The sequence below is a fragment of the Legionella jordanis genome (genome assembly GCF_900637635.1).
Taxonomy (GTDB): Bacteria; Pseudomonadota; Gammaproteobacteria; order Legionellales; family Legionellaceae; genus Tatlockia; species Tatlockia jordanis.
In genome coordinates this window covers 1,722,016-1,743,692 of sequence record NZ_LR134383.1, presented here as the reverse complement: position 1 = coordinate 1,743,692, position 21,677 = coordinate 1,722,016, and the positions used below count along the sequence as shown (strand labels likewise).

The following is a 21,677-nucleotide window of genomic DNA, read 5'->3' as shown; positions in this document are numbered from 1 at the left end:
AAGAGGTAAATCATGCATCCCACCATAAAACAGGTCACCACACGAATTATTAACCGCAGCAGAATCAGTCGTGCTAATTATCTAGAGCGGATTGAGCAAGCTGTTTTACAGAAACCTTCTCGTAGCGTCCTTAATTGTGGCAATCTCGCTCATGGTTTTGCAGCTTGTTCACTCAACAAAAAAAACGATTTAAAAAGCATGATAAAGCCTAATATCGCTATAGTATCTGCTTACAATGATATGCTGTCTGCTCATCAACCCTATGAAAAATACCCGGCACTTATAAAGCAAGCACTTGAAGAGAGTTCCGCTATTGGGCAATTTGCAGGTGGCGTACCTGCAATGTGCGATGGCGTTACCCAAGGGCAACCTGGCATGGAGCTCAGTTTGATGAGCCGGGATGTTATTGCCATGTCTGCAGCCATCGCTTTGTCTCACAACATGTTTGATGGTGGTTTAATGCTTGGGATCTGCGATAAAATTGTTCCCGGGATGCTGATTGCCGCATTAAGCTTTGGTCATTTGCCTTTTGTTTTTGTTCCGGCAGGGCCTATGCCGACCGGTATTTCCAATAAGGAAAAAGCCCGCATTCGTCAACTGTATGCAGAAGGGAAAGTTAGCAGAGAAGCTTTACTGGATGCAGAGGCGGCATCCTATCATTCTCCTGGCACCTGTACTTTTTTTGGGACGGCCAATTCGAACCAGGTCATGGTTGAAGTAATGGGCCTTCATTTACCCGGAGCTTCTTTTGTAAACCCAGAAACTCAGCTAAGGGATGAACTCACAAAAGAGGCTGCCAGGAAGGTCGTTTCTCTCACTCATTTGAGTGGCAACTATTTACCCATTGGCAAAATGGTAGACGAAAAAGCCATTGTTAACGCTGCGTTGGCTTTACTGGCTACAGGAGGCTCAACCAATCACAGTATGCATCTGGTGGCCATCGCCAGGGCTGCAGGCATCATCATTAATTGGGATGATTTGGCCGAGCTTTCAACAGCTGTTCCTCTGATTGCCCGCATTTATCCAAATGGACAAGCCGATATTAATCAATTCCAAAGGGCAGGAGGAATGTCTTTTCTCATTAAAACCTTGCTTGAGCATGAATTGTTACACGAAGATGTTCAAACGATAATGGGATTCGGTTTAAATGCTTACCGCCAACAGCCTTTACTTCAGAATCAAACACTGTCTTGGATAAATGGTCCTGATGAATCCCTGGATAAAGATGTGTTAACGTCAGCGGCAAATCCTTTTAAAGAACAAGGTGGATTGCAAGTCTTATCAGGTAATCTTGGCAGAGCCGTTATTAAAACTTCCGCTTTGGCGTCCCTTGAAGCTATTCATGCTCCGGCTGTCGTTTTCTCAAATCAGGATGAATTGGAGGCTGCGTTTAAAGCAGGCGACTTAAATCGCGATTGTGTGGCTGTGGTTCGGTTTCAGGGACCTAAAGCTTGCGGCATGCCTGAATTACATAAGCTCACACCTTCCTTATCTTTGCTGCTCGACAGAGGATATAAAGTGGCTTTGCTAACGGACGGACGAATGTCAGGGGCATCCGGGAAAGTACCTGCTGCTATTCATCTTACGCCTGAAGCCATAGATGGTGGATTAATTGCCAAAATACAAACAGGTGATTTGATTTTTCTGGACATCAAAAATGGCCTTTTAGAACTTGAAGTGCCTGAAGAAGAATTGGTCAAGCGTCAGCTTGCTAAACCGGAAACCCAAAGCTATTACGGCATGGGCAGGGAGTTATTCAGTAAGTTTCGCCTGCAGCTGACTGGGGCTGAGGAAGGGGCTTCGGCTCTGTTTTTAAACGAGGAAAACCTGGATGAATTTTCAGCCGCACCTGTTTGATGAACAGCGTTATGCCATTGTAGCTGATATTGGCGGCACCAATGCCCGTTTTTGCTGTGTTGATTTGCACACGTTCACCTTTAATAGAATGGCTATCTATGCCTGCGCGAATTTTCCATCTTTGCAGGAAGCGCTGTTGTTCTATCAAAAAACTCAGCAACTGGAAGAAATAAAACACGTTGCTATTGCTATAGCTTGTCCAATAACCGATGATTTTATTCGCATGACTAATTTTCATTGGGAATTTTCTCTTGCTGAAATGAAAGAGCGTCTGGCTCTGGCGCATTTGCAAGTGATTAATGATTTTGCCGCAATTGCGATGAGCTTACCTGTGCTCAAAGACTCTGAAAAAATACAAATTGGCCGTGGTTTGGTTAATTTGGAGAAAGCCATGGTTGTCCTGGGTGCCGGTACGGGCTTGGGTGTGGCTCATCTGATTCCTAATGAGAATAATTTCATTGCTTTGGCAGGCGAGGGCGGACATGTTAGTTTTGCTGCCCAAAACGAGCAGGAATGGTTTATCCAGCGCTTTTTGACTGAGCAATACGGTCATGTTTCATGTGAACGGTTGTTATCAGGACCTGGCTTGGAGAACATTTATTTAGCTCTTGCCGCCTATCATCACAAAAAAATTCCTGCAGCTACTGCTGCCGAAATTTCCCATTTAGCCCTGAGCGGCCAATGTGACTTGGCCGCTGCCTCCGTAAGGCAATTTTTTGCCACTTTAGGCTCTCTGGCTGGAGACTTGGCCTTGTCTTTGGGTGCTTTCGGGGGAGTGTATATCGCAGGGGGAATTGTTCCTAAGCTAATCACATTTGCGAAAGAAAGTGAATTTCGTGCACGATTTGAAGCAAAAGGACGATCCAGTTTATTTAATCAACAAATTGCTAGTTTTGTCGTAGTTACCGAACAACCGGGACTGATTGGCGCTGCGCAGTACTTAAAACAAAACATGGCGAGGGAGCATTATGTCCATTGATCATTGGAATATAAAACCGAAGGACTTATTTTCTTTAAGCCCAATCATTCCTGTTATTGTCCTTGAGGATTTGGCTGACGCATTGCCATTAGCCCGCGCTTTAGTTGAGGGTGGGATGAAGGTTTTAGAGATTACACTTAGAACTCCTGTCGCTTATAAGGCCATTGGCTTATTAAGACAGGAGTTGCCTGATGTTCTTATTGGTGCAGGTACGGTGCTGAACCCTTCGCAACTGAATAATTGCATTGGAGCTGGTGCCCAATTTGCAATTAGCCCTGGGCTTACACAGGATTTACTCAAAGCGGGCTTAAACGCAGAAATTGCTTACGTTCCTGCCGCAGCAAGCCTTTCTGAAATGATGGAAGGATTCGGCCTGGGCTATGATCACTTTAAATTTTTTCCGGCAGAATACGTTGGTGGATTAGGTATGCTTAAGGCCATTCAAGGCCCTTTGCCACAACTGCAATTTTGTGCCACAGGTGGAATTAATGAGAATAATTATCTGGACTATTTGAGTTTAGCTAATGTAGCCTGTGTTGGTGGAACGTGGATGCTCCCAAAGACGCTTGTCCAGCAAAAATCTTGGCAACGAATCACAGAATTGGCTTTGGCTGCAAACCGGGAAGCACTTTCAATTGAATGATATTACAGGGATTTAATATGGCATGGTTAGTAGCGATCATTGGATCAGTAACGGGATTTTTATTTGGGTATGACGAAGGGATTATTGCCGGTTCTTTAGGTTTAATACGTAATTATTTTAATCTAAATCATACGGATGTGGGGTTAATCGCCTCCGCTTTACCCTTTGGTGCTTTAATTGGTTCTACATTAATTGGAGCATTCATTGCATCACGCTTCATAAAACATTTTGGTAGACGGCCCTTGTTGTTCTGGGCGGGTCTATTGTTTCTTCTTGGTTCTCTGGGAACAGCTATGGCTGATGCAGAATGGTTGCTCATTATGGCTCGTTTTGTCTTAGGTTTGGCCATTGGTACGGCAGCAGTGACAACTCCTCTTTATTTAGCAGAGAGTGCCGCAATGCAGCAACGTGGTGCCATGGTCGCTATATATCAGCTGGCGATTACCATTGGAATTGTTTGTGCCTATTCAGCCAATTATTTACTTATCGAACATCAAGCATGGCGGGTCATGTTTGCCTCAAGTGCCATTCCTTCACTTATTTTAATTTTCGGCATCTTCTTTTTACCCGAATCACCAAGATGGTTAATGAGTGTTGGCAGGGAAGAGGCTGCGGAAAAAGCTTTAAAACGACTGCGTAAAAATCAGAATATACAACAGGAATTCTGTGAAATTAAAAATACACTTGCCAATGAACCGGCGGGAAATCATTGGAGAAGCTTATTTAAAAAGCCGCTTTTGCCGGTATTATCATTAGGAATGGCTTTATTTTGTCTGCAGCAATTAAGTGGGATCAATGTCATTATTTACTTTGCCCCTGAAATTTTCAAAAATTTGGGCTTTAACAATGCGGTTGGACAAATGCTGGCGACCATGGGTATAGGTATCATTAATTTATTAGTTACCATAGCAGCTGTTTTCTACGTTGATCGCCTAGGCCGCAGAAAATTACTGCTTATCGGCTTTACAGGTGCGTCTATCAGTTTACTGAGCTTGAGCATTTTCTCCTTTTATCAAGCAGGCTTATTAACCTATTTATCGGTACTTTGTCTTACCGTTTACATTTTTTCTTTTGCCATCAGCATTGGCCCCGTGCCCCACATTGCCATGTCAGAAATTTTTCCTTTACGGGTTCGCGGTATTGGTATGGGAATGTCTTCCTTAAGCAATTGGGGATTTAATACAGTTACAGTATTTACTTTTCCCATTTTGCATCATTATTTTGGAATTGAACTGACGTTTGCCTTATATGCAATGATTTGTTTCTTTGGCCTGATTTGGACATACTTCTATATGCCAGAAACCAAAAATATTAGTCTTGAGGCCATTGAGAATTACCTTATGAGTGGAAAGGATCTGCGTTTTTTGGGAAGAGAAGAAGACAACTTGCGTGTTTCAGCAGAACAGCCTGGTTTGGCTTAATCCAAAATGTCTGATGTGACTGTGGGGAACAGTGATTGCACTCCATGAAATTGCAAATATGGAGTGCACAAGCTTATATTCACTTAAGAGAAGCCAAGTTCTCTTCATAAGAGGAGGGAAGTTGAGATTTGCAATACCTGGTTAGTTCTTTCTACGGGTGAATGATATAATGATGGCTATTTTAGCTGTCTGTTCTATCATGCATTCTGATTTAGAGAGTTTACTACCGAATATTCATCAACCTCCGACTTCTTTATTACCTTGGCTTACCCATCCATACTCTTTAACGGATAAATTGAAAGAAGAAACAGGGCAAGCCAATTTGCTTGTACTCAAACAAGAGTGGAGAGCAGTCACCTGGTGGGATAAATTTACTTTAGGCCTAGTGAATGATGATCTTGTATTTCATCGTGAAATTCTAATGTCTTCCGCAAATAGGCCCTGTTGGTATGCAAGAACTATTATTCCTGAATCAAGTCACCGTAATAATCCGGAATTGTTTGCTCGCCTAAAACAGGAATCACTCGGAGTGATTGTTTTTAATAATTCCGAGGTAAGGCGCAAACATGTGCACCATTATTCGATTGATTTCCTCTCATTGGAGTATTATTGGCTTACTAAGATCCATTCAGAACCTGGTGCCAAGTTCTGGGCCAGATTTTCTGTATTTACTCTCAAACAAGGTAACCCTTTTTATTTGGTTGAAATTTTTCTACCCGAACTTTTGAGGATCAAACAGTGAATTGGCGTGCTTATCTCTCATTAATGCGTTTTGATAAACCCATTGGTATCCTCTTGCTTTGGTGGCCAACTGCTTGGGCACTGTGGCTGGCTAATGCGGGACAACCATCAAAGACGCTAGTCGGACTTTTTTTTCTCGGTACAACTCTTATGAGAGCTGCTGGTTGTGTAATGAACGATATCGCGGATAGAAATATCGATCGACACGTTCAAAGAACAAAAAATAGGCCTCTCACTTCGGGGCAGCTGAGTTTGCAAGAAGCCCTGGCCATACTTTTTGTTCTACTTTTAGGATCATTAGTGGTTCTAACCCAGCTGCCAAAAGAATGCTTCTATTACGCTTTGATAGCAGTTTTTATTACCATCCTATATCCCTTTTGCAAACGTTTTTTGCAAAGTCCTCAGCTTGTTTTAAGCATTGCCTTTTCTATGGGCATACCTATGGTTTATGCAGCCTCTAACCAATCACTCGATAAAACAATGTGGCTGTTAATGTTGATAAATGCTTTGTGGATAATAGCCTATGACACCGAATATGCCATGGTAGACCGTGAGGATGATTTAAAAATAGGGGTTAAGTCCACTGCTATTTTGTTTGCCTCGTACGATCGGTTAGTGATTGGTCTTTTACAAGTTTTGTTCCATTTGCTGTGGTTGCCCTTGGCGCTGGATTTGGCATCAGGATTCTTTTGGTGTTGTTGGCTACTGGCCTCATTTAATTTATTGCTTCAACAGAAATTACTAGCCAATCGTAAATCACAAGATTGTTTTAAAGCCTTTCTAAGCAATAATTATTATGGTTTGTTGATGTGGTCAGGCATTGTTTTATCCAGGTGGAACTAGATAGTATCAAAGCGGCTTAAATTAATTTATCCAGTAAACTACTGGCTCCTATTCGAAACCAGGATTTATCCAGTGTTCGCCCGATTACCCATTCTGCCATACGCATATAGGTAAAGGCTTGTTCTGGTTGTCTAATCCCGCCTGATACTTTAAAGCCGCAGTTGCTATTGCTTTCCTTTATGGCTTTTAAAATCGCAAAAGCGGCTGAAGGCGTTGCTCCTTTGCCTGTTTTCCCGGTTGATGTTTTAAGAAAATCACAACCTTGCTCAATCAGTTTAGCGCAGACCAGATGGAGTGATTCTAGATTGGGCCAAGCCCCTGTTTCAAGAATGACCTTGAGTGTTAATTGCTGCTGTTGACAATATTTGTAAACCTGCAGACAGTGCGATAAAGCTAATTGTTGATGACCTTCCAGATAGGCTTGATAAGGAAAAACATAATCAATTTCATCTATCTTAGCCTGGTTGAGAACCTCATCGAGACTTGTAAACACCTCTTGTATCTCACTATTCCCACCCGGAAAATTTATAACTGTAGCTACTTTAACTGGGTTAGTGGCGTTTAAAAAACTTAAATGGTGGGGGAATATGCAGATGGCTGCGACTTGCGAGAAGTTGGCTTTCTCGCAAAGTGCTTGTATTTCTGTCCGACTGGCTTGTTCCTCAAGCAAAGTTAAATCCATTACTGAGATGGCTTTTGCTGTTAAAGCATCGCCATTCCAGTTGTTTTCATTGAAATCGCTAAGAGCTGTTAAAAATTCAGCTTCCAGGCTCATTACAAACTCGCGATAAATTGCTTGAGCAAACGATTCAGTTTTTCGGCCGCTTTCGAAGCGGTGACAACAACTGCCTCGTGACTGTGGCTGGTGCAAGCCAAACCAGTGGCATAGTTGGTGATTGTAGCAATCACAGCTACTTTCATCCCACAATGATTCGCTACCAACACCTCTGGAACAGTCGACATACCCACCGCATCGGCTCCTAAAATACGGAAGGCTCTAATTTCGGCAGCCGTTTCATAGTTTGGGCCTAGAACGGAAATATACACCCCTTGATTTAAAGCAATATTTTCCTGATGGGCAATTTGCAATAATTTTTCTCGCATCCCAATATCATAAGCATTGTCCAGAGGAAAAAAACGCGGGCCAAATTCGTCATCATTTAATCCTGCTAGCGGATTGCCAGGCTGTAAGTTAATGTGATCAGTAATCAGCATCAACTCGCCCGGTGGGACGTCTTCTCGCAACGATCCAGATGCGTTGGTGGCAAAAAAATAATCGCAACCCAGTAATTTTAAAGTGCGTACATAAGTCTTTACCACTTCGTTGTTGTCGCCCTCATAGCTGTGGGCTCGTCCTTGCAGACAGGCGACGGCAACTCCAGATAAGTAGCCTAAAATGAGCTTCCCACCATGCCCATGAACAGTGACTTTAGGAAATCCAGGTAATTGTTCGTAGCTGATGGTTGTCGCATCTTCAAGCTGTTCGCCAAAGCTGCCTAAGCCAGAGCCTAACACAATGCCAATAACGGGTTTAAAATTTGGGGCTGCTTGTTTAATTTGTTCAGCAGCCAAATGCGCTGAAGTGATTTTGGGTGTTATCATTTCTTATCCTGTTTGAAACTAAATGCATACGGTAACAATTCGCCGACGTGCACGGATTTTATAATCTCTTTGCTGTTGCAAAAATAAATGACAGTCTCAGGCGTTGAAAATTCAAAAATCCGTTGTCGACAAGCGCCACAAGGTGAACAGAAATCATTTGAATCATTAAGTAGCACAAGGCTTTTTATTGTTTTTTTCCCGGCAGCAATCATTTGACAAATGGCAGCTGTTTCTGCGCAAACGGTTAAGCCATAAGAGGCATTCTCAACATTGACCCCAACGAACAAATGGTCGTCTTCTGTACAAAGGCAAGAAGCCACTTTGTAATTGGAATAGGGAGCATAGGCGTTGATCAAAGCCTCATTTGCGTGCTGAATCATTGATTTAATTACGCTGTTGACCATGAATTACTCCTGATAGGTTGGAGACTATACTCATTATCAATATGGCTTACAAGTCATACTTTAGACAATCTTCCAGGCTTTGTTTAGTGCATGAAACCTACTACAAGCCTGTTAACAGCTTAAAAGCTCTGTAAGGTAACGGGCTTCCTGTAAATCTAATTCTTTAAATTAACTGCACAGCAGGAAATATTAAAGAAACTTATTATTTAGTTCAGTGGTATGATTCGATCGTTCATCCAGATTGTTCTTTGTAAAAATGCTATTCTCGACTAAGGCCGAGTTAGCCAATTGGATTGTCACGGAAATGCTTTGCTGACAATTCGGTTTCTTTAAAAACTGGTTTACAGTCATAAAGACGTTTCCATTTATAGTAGCCTGAGCACCAAAATTATTGTAATAAGCCTTTGCATCTCCACTACAAATGCTCTTTAAATTCTGGATGAATTCTTTTATTTGCTCTTGCATTAACCATTGGCCTTTCCCAAATTGTTCTTTTGCTGGTGTAGTCCATTGTCTGCCAGTGTGCAACCAATCTTGAAGTGAGTACTCTTGATCATGAGCTTGTAAAATGCGATAAAAATTTTCATTGGCAACGCATTCTTTTTGTATCAAGAAATAATGGAATGCACCACCCCCAATTTTAAAAATAGCCATTGCTGCAAAAGGAACAATAAAAAAATCCAACTCATCGATGAGCTCTACAGCGGAAGCAGGAATCTGATTGAAATCAGCCTCGTTGTAATAAATTTCCTTTGCTTTTGCGTTATGGAGTGGAGAGAGCAAGATGATGTCCTTACAATCTGTAAATTCTTCAGAGCTGAAAAAGTCCAGGGCTTGATTATTTCGAACTTGATATTTAATCATTCTATTTGTTTATAAATTTAGAATTATACATCTATTTAATTCAATTAACCTGTTTATTTTGTGCTTGGCAGTTGTTTTTGTTTTTCCACATGCCTCCTGCAGATTTCAATCCGTAATTAAAAAGTATTAAGATAAATACAGTAGAAAGTGGTCTTGTACATTGTTAAGCTAAATTTCACTGCTGCTTGGCTTCATTTGTTGAAAACACTTATCTTTGAAAGAATTACAATGGGTAATGACCAGGAAATTGGAAGTTGTTCGAAGGGAAAAGAATTATTTATGGATTTTAGCAATTTCATCTTAGCCAGGACATCCATGGTTCAATACCCAAATGCCGCACTGTCGAGTCCCAATCCAGAACAGTGCATGAAAGAAGAAAAGCACTAATTTGTTGTTGAGTGCTTTTGGTAAAAGCAAATATTCTACCAGCAAGTGATATTCTCTATCTTAAGCGAGTAGGAGAATGGATTGTATGTTTTAGCTGCTTAAGGAGTAAAAGGGATATGGCTCTTGCAAGACTGTTGTTCTTATTAACAGTGTTTAGCATAGTTTGGACAACAAAATCTCAGGCTGAAGAAACTGATCAATTCAGTCTTCCCCCTGTTGAACTGGCCGACATTGGACCTTATGCGAGCAACCAACTTGTTCAAGTTCTTAAACAGGTGATGAATCAAACCAATGCTGAAATTCAGATGCTTCTGCCCAGATCCAAACAGAGCCGAAATGCTGCTGCAAAACTGGCATTGCGTCTTAAAGGCGACTATCTTGCCGACTTGGTTTATCAAAAAACAGGACCTGGTTTTCCCCGTTGGTTTCGTTGGGAAGATTTATACAGCCAAGCAAAACCCTTTCGCTACAGGGAAATTTGGCCCTGGAAGACCATTTACTGGCTGGTTTTTTCACAGTCTCCTGTATCCCTGATTGGACTTGCACCTACGATAAACATGTACGGTTATTATTTTGGCACGGACAAATTAGGTCATTTTTTTATGTTGGGTCATAGCTACTATAAAATTTATTCCTATTTACTCGCTCATGGAAAATCGCCTAAGCAAGCTCGAGCCGCTATTATTTTTTATGGTCAATTTATCGAGCAGACCTATTTAGGGACGATGATTAATGGCGTTTATTCGAATGCGGACTTATCAGCCAATTATGCTGGCTGGAAATTTTATATGAATCTTACCCGTACCGTTAGAGTTGGTACCCACAAGCTTTCACCTATTTTTGTTTTGAATGGAAATCAATGGCAATTCAATAAACTGCATAAGGAGGGCCATTTATTGAAGCCCTATCTTTCGGATAACTTAAATGAAGCGTGGAATCCTTCACACTATGCTTTCATGCGCAGCCAAATTCAAAGACAAGTTATGAAACGTTGTACTGATTGGATTCAACGCAGAAGCATTAATCCGGGGGTTGTAGAGGCAAAACTTAGGGAAACCAATCATTGGCACGGAGAGGACTATGGCCACTGGCTTCCTGCAAAGCATGCAGTCACCCTTAATGTCTGCTTTCAGGATAAATAAGCACCAAGCCTAAAAATGTCACTAAGCATTGCCACGAGAGTATAGTTATCTTGTTGGTTTGCGATGTGGATCTTGAATTATGTGGGTAATGTCCTTTTCTGTGCCTGTATCATCCACTGGGCTAGTATCATGATACCCACTCTGATCACGCCAGGTTGTCACCTGATCGCTGCCTGTGGTTGTATAGCTTGTAGGTGGGCGATTGTAATAATTTAATTCATAACCTTTTTGCAAACCAGGATAATAACTAAAACTTGGTGTCTGAGGGCTTGTGGTATTTGGCATAAATATATTGGTTGTGCCTGCGTAAAGGCCACCTGTAAATGCTAAAATAACAAGTAAAAGAATCCTTCTCATTTTACTCTCCAGGAAAAGCTCCCTTATTAAGTATAGCAATCCTAGCAGATGTTCGTGATTTGCTATTTACTTAGTTAACCAGGGCTACATTGGCAATATACCCGGGGGTGCGCTCCTCCTTGCAAGGCGAAAACAAGCCAAATTTACCAGGGGCTAAATGTTCGCTTTTAACGGCGGTAGGTTTAACATTTTGTTTTTCAAGAAAGGTTTCATAGCGTTTGCGCAGAGCTTTGAGTTGAATGGCTGTATTTCTCTTGTCTGCGATGATTTGGCCGCTTAAAACAGGAGTTTTTATCTGTTTTACTTGACTAATTGGTGACGCATAGCAGATTTCTCCATCGCAAGGTGTAACAAATTTTGACAGGTGTTTTTCTGCGCTAAATCCGTAATGCCACCACCTTTTGAAAAAACGTATGATGCTAAAAAACCAGGAGTTGAGGAAGTGACTTAGTTGTCCTTCTACTTTAGCTTCCAGTTGGGCTTGTTGCAGAATTCTCTCTGCCGAAACACTTTGAGTGCGGCCAGCCACCAAATCACAGCACTGTTGGACTAGGCCATATTTTTTTTGCAAACCAAAATGCTTAATCAGTTCAAGCTTAATTTTTGGAGATTGCAAATCCTTTTTGTTTTGCTTGTGAGCATAAAAATGGGCCATGTGCCCAAATATGGTTTCATCCAAAAGCTGAGGTTGGCTTGTGAGTATTTCTTCGAATGTAGAAAATATACAATTGCTAATGTCTCGCGCAGGGAATTTCTCCATAATCTGGCTTATGGCATGTAGTGCTCTTGGATTATTTTGAAGCTCTTTGCTATTTAGATAATCTTGCAAAAGACGGTTTAAAGCGGCAGGTGTCCCTGAGTAATTAATTAAATAAGCGCTGATTGCTGGCATGCTGGTTAAGGAATCACTCATACTCCAACTCTGGCGACAAAGTTCTTTCCAATCCAGCAATGCTTGGTTCTGCTTTAAAAACTGCGTTATTTGCTCCTTTTCTTTGTGAGTATCGTCAAACCAGCTTTTAAACTCACTGACAATCCCCTGGGCGCTACTCCTAATTTCTGCTGGAATATAGTCTCTTGCGGCAATGGCGTTTAGGAAAGAGCGCTCTAAGACTGTTCCTGCTACCTTTGGATCAAATCGACCATTCTTATCATAAAACAATTCGATTTGGCCAAAGTTGGCGCATCTAAACAAGAGCTCACTAAATAATTTTTTGCCAATTCGACCATTATGATCAGGGCTGTTAGGCTGCTTGAAATGTCTGTTTGCAAAACGACTAATTTGTTTTAGTTCCGGCTGGGACCAGGCTATTTTCTCAGAGTATCGTAATTCTCGTTCATGAAAAATTTGTTTGCGTTGTTTAGAAAGCATCAACAGAACAAATCGATATTGGGTGCTCTTTACCCAATCTTGTTGTTCATTTAAAGATTCAATGAGGGGTATGCAATGTCCTTTCTGGAAAAAAGAGGTTAAATCTTCCGCCAGCTCCTGATTCACGTCAGCGATGGTTGAATGCTCTGTTGCTTGCAGAAAATTATTCCATATAACCGTTGTGCATGACTCTGAACGAAGCAAGGTAGTTAAGATCGAATCATAAGTGGCTTCCGTAATCAATTTTTGTTGTTGGCTTCGTTCATGAAGGACTGAGAGTGCAACAGCTAATAATTCAGGCTGGCCGGATTTGCTTGCAAATTGCCCAAATAATTGTAGGCCTCGTGCAAACCATGGAGCACTGTGATGATGAATTAAAAAATCTGCAAGCAATTGCTCCACATCGATATGATTAAAGAACGAGAAGACTTCCTTCTGATGCTCAGGATTAAACAATTCAGTGCGTTTTTGCTCATCCTGTAGCAATATTTCAAATAGTAGGCTGCCATTTTGTTTGGATTTGATGTTAGCCAGTGTTTGAAATATTGATTCAGAGCTGTGTCTTTTGGCAAAGACCAACATATTGTCTTTATGTATGGTCTTTTTGGTTTCTGCTAAATGTAAGCTGACTTGTTCTTCAATCCATGCTTGTTTTTCCTGGTCGCTTTTTGTGTAGAGCTGATATAGGGTGTTCTCAGTAAATACATCTGTCAGCAATAACTCCAAAGCAGCAGGGGATTTGCTCAGTTGTTCTGTAGGCACTTTGGCAATCAGAAGGGCACTGGTTTCTCGTTGAAACAAATTTTCACGTTTTAATTCCCCGGAAGTTGTTAATGTCCCTATCAAGCAACGATTGGCATCGTAAAGAGACATACCGGCATGGCATCCTTTCACGTCTAATAATGAGCAAGGCTCATCGTCCACCAAAGCCATAGCGCAATTCGCTTCGTTAACAAAGCCGATTTGAGCGCCTTGGGCATCATAAAGAGCGACGTAATTTTTGCGAGATAATTCATGCTGCTCAAAGTTCTTGTGCGGCAAATAATGCATAAGCCATTTAAGCAAATTATTCTGCGCCTGGGCGAGATCACCTTTGCTCCTCGATGCCCGGCCAATAACAAAATCAGCGACCTTAAATAAAAAATCGGAGCGGAGACTGGATAAGCTGTTATTGTAATGACTATACAAAACGTCCAGGGCAGCTTCCGCCATGTCTGGATCATGTTGTTTCTCTTCAAAACAATTATCCTCAAGTTGATTAAGCAAAGCACGTATGCTGTCATCAGCGCGAAACTCCAAAAGCCTTTGTCTTTTCTTAAGAAAATACTCACGTCGCTTCGGATCGCTGATAATAGCCTTATCCAGTCGAGACATGCTTTCCTGATGATGAGTATAAAAAGCTAAATTTTTCTTCAACCAGCGATTGAGTTGATCAAACTCATCTTGCTTTAATGTTAAAGAAATAAATCGATAGCGGTCTATAAGCGCTTTTAAGACTTGAGGGTTGCTCGCTGCTATAAACCGGGGTGAACATATAAGGCGCTGGATCCAAACTCCATTAAAAGTCGACATCTCAAGGTTTTCGTCTGAGGAGCTTAAGATATCATCTGCAATGGAAATTAAAGACTCATCTGCAAGCACACTCAAATCCTGTTTTCCTAACTGTTGTTTAATTCTTTCCAACATGGATTTATTTGAACTAAACTGGAGTTGGCAAAGATTGCTTAGAATTTGACGGCAGGCTTGATCTAAACGGCCATCCTCACTATTTAATCCCGCCAAGCAATGGGACAGCAAACTCTCCATCAATTCAGTCGGTATTAATGACATGCTTTCCTGCATGACCTCGATGCTGGTATTTCGGGTTAACCTACTGAATGCGAGAATGAATGCATGACTTTGAGCAGAAGGATTCGCCTTGAACAAAGGTGCATAGGAAGAAAGCAACAACTGAATGGCTTTTGCGCTTGGGCTTATTTCATGCTGATTCAGTGTTTCATTCAATACGATTAATTGCTCATCAATTTGTTGTTCTGTTCGCAAATATCCTGTTTTCAACACTAAATAGGACATTGCATCACTGGCTCGCGTTTCAATATGAGTCAATTTTTCTTGCAACCATAAAGAACTATGTTTACTGACATTGAGATTGTTGTGGGATTTCAAGATGCTTAAAGGCACTTGTTCATTTCTAGCAGAGAGAACGTAATCGGCAATAGCTTTTAAATCGGCTAAAGCCGCGCAATTGCAAAAACACGCAAATTGATTTAGCTGCTCCTCTTTGGTTTCGTAAAGAACCTCTATTAACGCTTCAATGTTAAAATCCGAGAAGCCAAGTATTTGTAAATCAATCAACAAGGGGGATATTTGCTCTTTCAAAAACAACAGATTGTTGATTTGTTTATCTACTTCAACCCAGTGTTCTTTTTGACTGCTGCTCCACAGATCAGGTAATTTGCTGAATAACAAATCCTTCTGAGCGCTTGTTCCATAAAGGCTCATTTGCTCAAATAATACCGTGAATAACTCATGACAATTAGGATTTTCAAGCGAGGCTAAAAGAATAATTTGGCTTAAATTTTTTAACTTGCCATCAATTGATAAATATTGCTTCTGAGCGGCAAACACTGATTCTTGGGGGATATCCTGTTCGTTTTCTTCAAAAACAGCAATCAAATGCGCTTCATTTTTTAATACATCTTGCATTGCCTTGCTGTGCTCTGTTAAATCTTCATCAATTTGTTTACAAGTGGCTTTAATTTGATTTTTAAGGGAACGTATTGTGTCCTCTGCGATAGCGTACTTAAAAGTCCTCAATTCTTCTGCAGGCAGACGGATAGTTCCGGCTTGAAATATTTGGCGAACAAATCGAAAATCCTGGTTTAAAGCTTCCAAACTCATTTCTAATTGGTCATTCCAGGCTAACCCTGTTCGATTGAGGTGGGCGTAAAATAAACTGGATGCAACCCGTTCTAAACTTGACTGCAGCTGTTGTAGAGCAATGTAAGAATTTGAATTCTGTTCATTCTTCAAAATTTCAAGGAATAATTTAACTTGATCTTGAATTTGGTCAAGATGATTTACTAATGAACCAAGGCTTAAACGCTGCTTTTTACTTTCCAGTTGATAAAGCCACTGGCAAAACTGCACATTCGAACTTACAGCGTTGTCCATTGCAACAGGACTAAAAATACCAGCTAGAAGCAGGTGCGCATGCACATTGTTTTGCAGTTTAGCAATAATTTGCTGAACTTCTACCGCAGATAGAGTTGAGACATACTCTATAAATGCTTTATGATTTTCTTTACGAGTTAACAATTCGAAACTCGTGGAGTATTCAAAGAATAAATCGTAGAGTAAGCTGTTTTTTAATACAGCAAAATCTTTTTTGTACTGAGTGAAAAGAAGCTGAGTGGATCCCTTCAAATAAGTGTCCTGGGTTACTGCATTTTTAAGAAAAGCTTTTATTTTGGGGTGGCAGGCCACGTTGAGCATTTGCTCCAATTCAGCTGGCGAAGCCCCTTTGCTGAATAGTTTTAATTCACTAGTGAGTTGTTTAAAACAAATTTTTAATTTTTCTTCATCGTTCGGAGTTTCCTCCAGTAATTTTTCAATGGTCAGAACTAACAAGGATGCATTCAGTCTCTGTTTGCTGAAATTAAACAAATCCTCGGCACTTGTGTAACTCGACAGCTCTCTTAAAATGACGGCTGGAAGTAAGGTCATCTGCGAATCCTGAAAGTGCACAGTAATAATGCTTTGCATTGAATTTGGTTCTTCGGGAAGCAATTCTCTTAAAAAACGATAATAGAGTTGGTGCTGCTCCAGGCTGAGTTTTGAAAAAACTGCTGTTTGTACCAGACCTCGTGCCAGTACAATTTGCAAGGTTTTCTTGCTGTCTTGATCGAGATTTAACGAATACAAAAGGCTAAACAGGTAGCTTGGTTCAATCGAAAAGAGAAAAATAATGAGCTGAATCTGCAGGGCATTGATTTCAAGGTAATCGCATGAATTACTGGCCAGTTTTTGCAAACTTTGTTCTAAATAAAATTTAATACTTACAAGATCAGCAGAATGTTCGGCTGAGGAAAGCAACTTGGCTATTTCAAGGGTTAGAAAAATAAAGCAATCGTTTTTTTGAATGCAATAGTCTTCAATTTGCCCGGCGAAACTTTGTTTTTCCCGAGCTTGTTTGAGCACCAATTGTAATTCGTGATAACTGGGTTTAGGTTTTTTCAGCTTCAAAAAAGAACTCAATAATTGTTGCAATACAAGCTCATTACTTTTTCCTGACTGCGTAAAAGCTTTGAGCACTTCTAAAGAGTTAACTTTTAATGCTTCTTCAATGGGCGTAATACCATACACGTCTTCCCTGGGAATTGCTCCTGCATCTAAAAGCAGCAAAACCAGAGTATCTATGCCTTTACTTGCGGCATGAGACAGCAATGTTTTACCATCATTCCAGGCTAAGGAAATCACTTCCGGCTGTTGGGCGATCAGATCTTTTATCCAAGCTAAGCTTTGGTTATCTTGTTTTCGGTAATTTGCTATAAAGTTTTGAATGCGCCAAGCTTGTAGAATGGCAACAACTTCCTTATTTCCTTGCTTTTGAGCAATTGTCAGCATGGTTTCTGCTTGTCGATGAACAGTATGTTCTACAAGTGCATCCGTTTGTTCAACAAAGAAGCGAACGGACTCATAGTTATTATTGAGGGCGGCCAAATGCATTGGAGAATAGAATTGGCTTATAGATACCGAAGTAAGCAGTGGTCTTAGGGAGGGGCGTCTGTAAATAAATTTGGCCAGCATGGTAGCAACAGCCATATTGTCGCGGCGTAAAAAGGCAAGCTCCAAAGCAGTATTGCAGGATTCAATGCTGGCTCTTTGAGTGAATAGTTTTTCCAAGTCAGTTTCACTCATCCTTTTTGATAAAAAATCAAGTAGTTCAGCAATGATGGGTTCTGAATAAAAATCCAGGACAGGATGCAATAAGTTACAACTGCTAGCACTCAAGAAACAGCCTCCAAAAATTAATTTCACTAATTGGTGGCCTTCAAATCTATAAAGCAATTGCAAGGCCGCTTCAGCCACAGCTTCAGGGGGATGTTTTGTGAAAAAATCGATCAGCGCATCGTAAGAGGTGGTTGGGAATGGGGAGGTTTGAAACAAATTAAACAGGCTAGTGCTATCCAGCGTCCCTAAGGCCGACAATAACTGAATGCAGCATTCTTCGTCTTTGAAATTAAGCATTTGCATGAAATGATTAAAATCACGCTTATAAAACTGGCCAAAAAGCACCTGAATGATTTGATCAGGTTGAGTGAGTGATTTGATTCGCTTACAAATTTTAAGCCGCACTTCCTTGGGTGCGGCATGCATAATGGTTTCCATTAGCCATTCATTGGCTTTAGCATCACTATGGTGTTGATGAGTTTGCGACAACATATCCACTAATTCTTGGTCCTTGCAGTCAAGAAGGATTTCGCTAACCCCGCAACAAACCGCTGTTGGTGCATAAACAAAAACGGTGTTGAGCAATAATTCAAATGATAAGCCGTTGGCTAAGAGGCAATTGGCTCTAGAAAACTCCTGTGTTGTGCGGTCAAAGCTATACTGTTTGCTAAAAAGTTGTGTTTGATGCTGAGCATCATCTGAAAGATGGGACAGAAGGAAATTTTTTAGACGTTCATTGGGCAGTTTCTGAATGGCAATCCTGACTTGCTCTGTTATCTGGCTCATGATGATATCCCTATCCTGGTGAAACGCGGTTATCCTAAATCAATTTGTACATTTAAGATTAGTTCAATGCAAATCTTTTTCGGCTTAACTAATCTTAAAGCACTAAAAAGCAGCCTATGTTCTTACAACAATTTATTTCATGAAATGGCCAAAATCGACTGGTTAGGCGCATGTCATTATTTTATCGTAACAACTGTGGACGACAATGCGGACCATTTGGTTTTTGATATTCTAAAAACTTAATTTCACATTCCTAGGCCTATTAACAGCATTGAAGTTGTTTTAATTAAATGTTAAGGGACTTGGATAACCTGATCATTAAAAATTTTGTTTGAAACGACTGAGTGGTGAATCTTGAGTTTCGGCCAACTCAGGAGAGGGGGGAAGTGGCTGCCATCGATTCAAGTATCGCTCACTGTTGGAAGCTTCGGGTACTGGATCTTTGTCAATGGAGGGTTGTAGGGCGCCTAGGTTGCGCATGCTTTTGGCGTAACTCCCTTTTTGTGACTTGCTCTCTGGCAAGCAATTGTATTCAAACCAGCAATATATTGACACACTGCCCAAACAAATGCCTAAAGTCACTGAGGCAACAAAGGCAAGGAGTGCTGCAGGTGGAAAGAAGAGCGCAATCGTAGCAGTTACTGCCGGAATCAGGGTAATTAAGGTATTGAGAATGGCATAACGCACATAGGCTTCCTGTTTTGCAACGGAAAAATTTAAATCATTGCCGGGGGGATTTTTTTGCTTATGATATTCAGCAATGCACCAAAAAAGGTTGCTGGTGAAAAATAGCCAGCTGCCTAAAACCAAAAAGGGCGGGATAACAATGCCAGCGATGCAAACGACAATGGCTAAGGCGCCGATTGCAGCCGCCACGAGATGCTGTTTTTTTATCTCTGCAAATCCGTACCAATGATCTTTTTTTCGAGGATAATCTGGATAAAGTTGGGCGGCGGCAAGCCATAAGCCATAGGCTATTGAATTAAAAAATAGAGAAGCTAAATTTGCCAAAGCTGAAATAAAAGGATGTGGGGAATGCTGTAGTTGCGATGTCAAAAAACCCATAAAGAAAAAGACACTACAAGCGGTATCAAGTTTCTCTGCTACTTTCACTGCGGAATATCCAAGGATTAATCGAATATCTTAATGAAACTACGAAGAAAAAAATAGAAGGAACAACGAATTATCAACAGATTTTGTAATCAATTAGATTAAAAATTAGATCAGTTGCTTTTAAGCATTTGATTGGCTGTTAAATCTAAACCAATTCGAACTAATAAACCGCCTTCGGGTTTATTTTCCGCACAAATAAAGCCGTTGTGAAGAGTAATGGCTCTTTCGGCTATGGATAAGCCAAGACCGTACCCCCCGGTTTTCTTTTCCCTTGAACTGTCTACCCGGTAAAAAGGGTTGAAAATTTTTCTAAGTTGTTCTTGCGGAACTCCTGGCCCATTGTCTTCTATATCCACATACACCATAGAGTGGGAATCGTTGAAATATAAAGTCACCGCCACTTCCGGATTGGGTTGTGAGTATCTCAGGGCGTTGCGAATGATGTTTTCCAGAGCCCTGTGGATCAAACGCTCATCCAGGTAAAGCTGACAAGGTTCAAATTTTTTTAAATAGACTCCTGGTGCGTGAGTTCGTAATTCGAAATTGGCGTCATCAATGATTTGTTTAATCAAATTTGGCAAATCTATCCAAGTTCTATGGAGCTGGGTGAGTGATTTATCCAATCTTGCAAATTCAAGAATTTCGCCAATAAGAGTATTTAACCGCATGCATTCAACTTCCATACGGGAAAATTCTGTTGCGGCAACTGAACCTGCCTTTTTCCTGGCTAATTCAAGGGCAATTTGCAACCGAGCCAAAGGGGAGCGCAACTCATGGGAAATGTCCTGGAGCAGTCGTTCTTTTGAGTTAATAATGTTTTCCAATTGCTCAGCCATTTGATCAAATTCATCACTTAATTCAGCGATTTCATCACGATGATGTCCTTTGAATCGGCCTACTCGGGTATTTAATTGCCCTGTAGCAATTGATTTGGCAGCCATGCGCAAAGAGCGTAGGGGCTGAGTCAAATAGATGGATAACAGGTAGCAGATGATTCCACTAATAACAATGGCAATGATGAGTCTTAGCGTTAAACCCGCCCAAGGGATTTCAACAAAATGCGCGAGAGGTTTTTCACTCACAGCGACTAAACGATAGGCTTTCCCTGATGTGGATAAAATTTCATGGCTGACAATAATGTCGCCAAATTTTAATACGCCTTCATCAAGAAGTTCTTCAACTAAATGTTGCGAAATCTGTTTGACTACTTCAGGTGGTGTTTGGTTCCCAATAATTTCCCCGGCACTGCTTAGCAAATATAGGGTCATTTTGCGGGAGGCACCAATTTGGTTTAGCCATTTTTTTAAAGCCGTTTGCTGGCCGGATTCAAAAGTGGCCACAGCTGCGTTGGCATAGCTATCCATGAAGACCCGTTCACGAGCTGGAATCGACGATTTCTGAGCGATTTCGCTGGTTACCCAAGCCGTAGTGATGATAATCAAAATGGTGGCAACCCAAAAAGAGAGAAAAATTTTCCAGTACAAACTACGCATTAAACATGTATCCAAACCCACGTACAGTTTTAACTAAGGGCTCTCCCTGCTGATTATCGCCTAATTTATTGCGAAGATTGCTGATGTGCACATCAATGCTTCGATCAAATGCTGTGTATTTCCGCCCAAGTGCGTACTCGGTTAACTCTTCTTTGGAAAAGGCTTGACCAGGGGATTTAATGAGCATTTCTAGAATATTAAATTCTGCATTCGTCAGTTCCATAGGTTCGCCATGATGCGTAGCTAAACGTTTGGAACAGTCTACGACAATCCCTGAATGCTCAATAATTGGTCGTTGCGCGGGAATCTTTTGGGTGCGTCGTAGGATAGCGCGTAAACGAGCAACCAGTTCACGCGGGTTACATGGTTTAGGCAAATAATCGTCAGCCCCAATCTCTAGACCGACAATGCGATCGATGTCATCGCCACGCGCCGTTAACATTAAAACAGGGGTTTCTAAATGTTCGCGAATCGCTTTAAGCACTTCAAAACCGTTGAGCTTAGGTAGCATGACATCCAAAATAATGGCATCAAATACTTGATTAAGAGCTTTTTTAACTGCATTTTCACCATCATGTACCGCAACGACATTAAACCCCTCTGACTCAAGATATTGGACTAAGAGATCGGATAGTTCGGTATCGTCATCCACAATCAAGATGTTATTATTCATTACTGAATCGCCCTTAATATTGAATTAGTCAATTACTGCAATAATAT

Annotated in this window: 16 protein-coding genes; 7 read left to right on the top strand and 9 right to left on the bottom strand. The window is 41.0% G+C overall.

Annotated features, from left to right (window positions below; genetic code table 11):
* Positions 1 to 12 precede the first annotated feature (12 nt).
* The 6 genes from edd (at position 13) to ubiA (ending at position 6,484) form a co-directional block, all read left to right on the top strand.
* Positions 13 to 1,857 (top strand): phosphogluconate dehydratase, encoded by a 1,845-nt coding sequence (edd, locus tag EL203_RS07725; RefSeq protein WP_058470870.1) that lies wholly within the window; start codon positions 13 to 15, stop codon positions 1,855 to 1,857.
* Positions 1,832 to 2,836 carry a glucokinase gene (locus EL203_RS07720; RefSeq protein WP_058470871.1) on the top strand — a complete coding sequence of 335 codons (1,005 nt, stop codon included), beginning with the start codon at positions 1,832 to 1,834 and terminating at the stop codon, positions 2,834 to 2,836. Before edd ends, EL203_RS07720 begins: the two co-directional genes overlap by 26 nt.
* Positions 2,826 to 3,479, top strand: a complete 654-nt coding sequence (locus EL203_RS07715; protein ID WP_058470872.1) for a bifunctional 4-hydroxy-2-oxoglutarate aldolase/2-dehydro-3-deoxy-phosphogluconate aldolase — start codon at positions 2,826 to 2,828, stop codon at positions 3,477 to 3,479. The genes EL203_RS07720 and EL203_RS07715 overlap by 11 nt, the downstream gene beginning before the upstream one ends.
* Before the next feature lie 17 nt (positions 3,480 to 3,496).
* The gene (locus EL203_RS07710; RefSeq protein ID WP_058470873.1) at positions 3,497 to 4,900 is read left to right on the top strand and encodes a sugar porter family MFS transporter; all 1,404 of its coding nucleotides are present in this window, start codon (positions 3,497 to 3,499) and stop codon (positions 4,898 to 4,900) included.
* Positions 4,901 to 5,069: 169 nt separating this feature from the next.
* Positions 5,070 to 5,642: a chorismate--pyruvate lyase family protein gene (locus EL203_RS07705; RefSeq protein ID WP_082647156.1), complete on the top strand. Its 573-nt coding sequence runs from the start codon at positions 5,070 to 5,072 to the stop codon at positions 5,640 to 5,642.
* 23 nt (positions 5,643 to 5,665) lie between these two features.
* Entirely contained in the window at positions 5,666 to 6,484 is an 819-nt protein-coding gene (gene ubiA, locus EL203_RS07700) for a 4-hydroxybenzoate octaprenyltransferase (RefSeq protein ID WP_058472190.1), read from the top strand.
* A 16-nt stretch (positions 6,485 to 6,500) separates the two neighbouring features.
* On the opposite strand, the gene deoC is transcribed toward ubiA, so the two are convergent.
* The 4 genes from deoC to EL203_RS07680 all read right to left on the bottom strand — a co-directional run bounded on the left by deoC (position 6,501) and on the right by EL203_RS07680 (position 9,354).
* Positions 6,501 to 7,259 (bottom strand): deoxyribose-phosphate aldolase, encoded by a 759-nt coding sequence (deoC, locus tag EL203_RS07695; protein ID WP_058470875.1) that lies wholly within the window; start codon positions 7,257 to 7,259, stop codon positions 6,501 to 6,503.
* Positions 7,259 to 8,086, bottom strand: a complete 828-nt coding sequence (locus EL203_RS07690) for a purine-nucleoside phosphorylase (RefSeq protein ID WP_058470876.1) — start codon at positions 8,084 to 8,086, stop codon at positions 7,259 to 7,261. Before EL203_RS07690 ends, deoC begins: the two co-directional genes overlap by 1 nt.
* Positions 8,083 to 8,490: a cytidine deaminase gene (gene cdd, locus EL203_RS07685; protein ID WP_058470877.1), complete on the bottom strand. Its 408-nt coding sequence runs from the start codon at positions 8,488 to 8,490 to the stop codon at positions 8,083 to 8,085. The genes EL203_RS07690 and cdd overlap by 4 nt, the downstream gene beginning before the upstream one ends.
* Positions 8,491 to 8,679: 189 nt before the next feature.
* Positions 8,680 to 9,354, bottom strand: a complete 675-nt coding sequence (locus EL203_RS07680) for a hypothetical protein (RefSeq protein WP_058470878.1) — start codon at positions 9,352 to 9,354, stop codon at positions 8,680 to 8,682.
* 503 nt (positions 9,355 to 9,857) lie between these two features.
* Here EL203_RS07680 and EL203_RS07675 point away from each other — a divergent pair.
* Positions 9,858 to 10,883 (top strand): hypothetical protein, encoded by a 1,026-nt coding sequence (locus EL203_RS07675; protein ID WP_058470880.1) that lies wholly within the window; start codon positions 9,858 to 9,860, stop codon positions 10,881 to 10,883.
* Positions 10,884 to 10,928: 45 nt separating this feature from the next.
* Here the strand turns inward: EL203_RS07675 and EL203_RS07670 are convergent, their stop codons facing one another.
* From EL203_RS07670 to cpxR, 5 genes are all read right to left on the bottom strand, one after another.
* A complete protein-coding gene (locus EL203_RS07670) occupies positions 10,929 to 11,240 on the bottom strand; it encodes a hypothetical protein (RefSeq protein WP_058470881.1) in 312 nt (103 codons plus the stop codon).
* Between the two features lie 70 nt (positions 11,241 to 11,310).
* The gene (locus EL203_RS07665; protein ID WP_058470882.1) at positions 11,311 to 18,351 is read right to left on the bottom strand and encodes an ankyrin repeat domain-containing protein; all 7,041 of its coding nucleotides are present in this window, start codon (positions 18,349 to 18,351) and stop codon (positions 11,311 to 11,313) included.
* Between the two features lie 318 nt (positions 18,352 to 18,669).
* The gene (locus EL203_RS07660; RefSeq protein ID WP_058470884.1) at positions 18,670 to 19,464 is read right to left on the bottom strand and encodes a hypothetical protein; all 795 of its coding nucleotides are present in this window, start codon (positions 19,462 to 19,464) and stop codon (positions 18,670 to 18,672) included.
* A 110-nt stretch (positions 19,465 to 19,574) separates the two neighbouring features.
* Positions 19,575 to 20,957, bottom strand: coding sequence for a two-component system sensor histidine kinase CpxA (gene cpxA / locus EL203_RS07655; RefSeq protein WP_058470885.1), 1,383 nt, complete (start codon positions 20,955 to 20,957; stop codon positions 19,575 to 19,577).
* A complete protein-coding gene (gene cpxR / locus EL203_RS07650) occupies positions 20,950 to 21,630 on the bottom strand; it encodes a two-component system response regulator CpxR (RefSeq protein ID WP_058470886.1) in 681 nt (226 codons plus the stop codon). Before cpxR ends, cpxA begins: the two co-directional genes overlap by 8 nt.
* Positions 21,631 to 21,677: the final 47 nt, after the last annotated feature.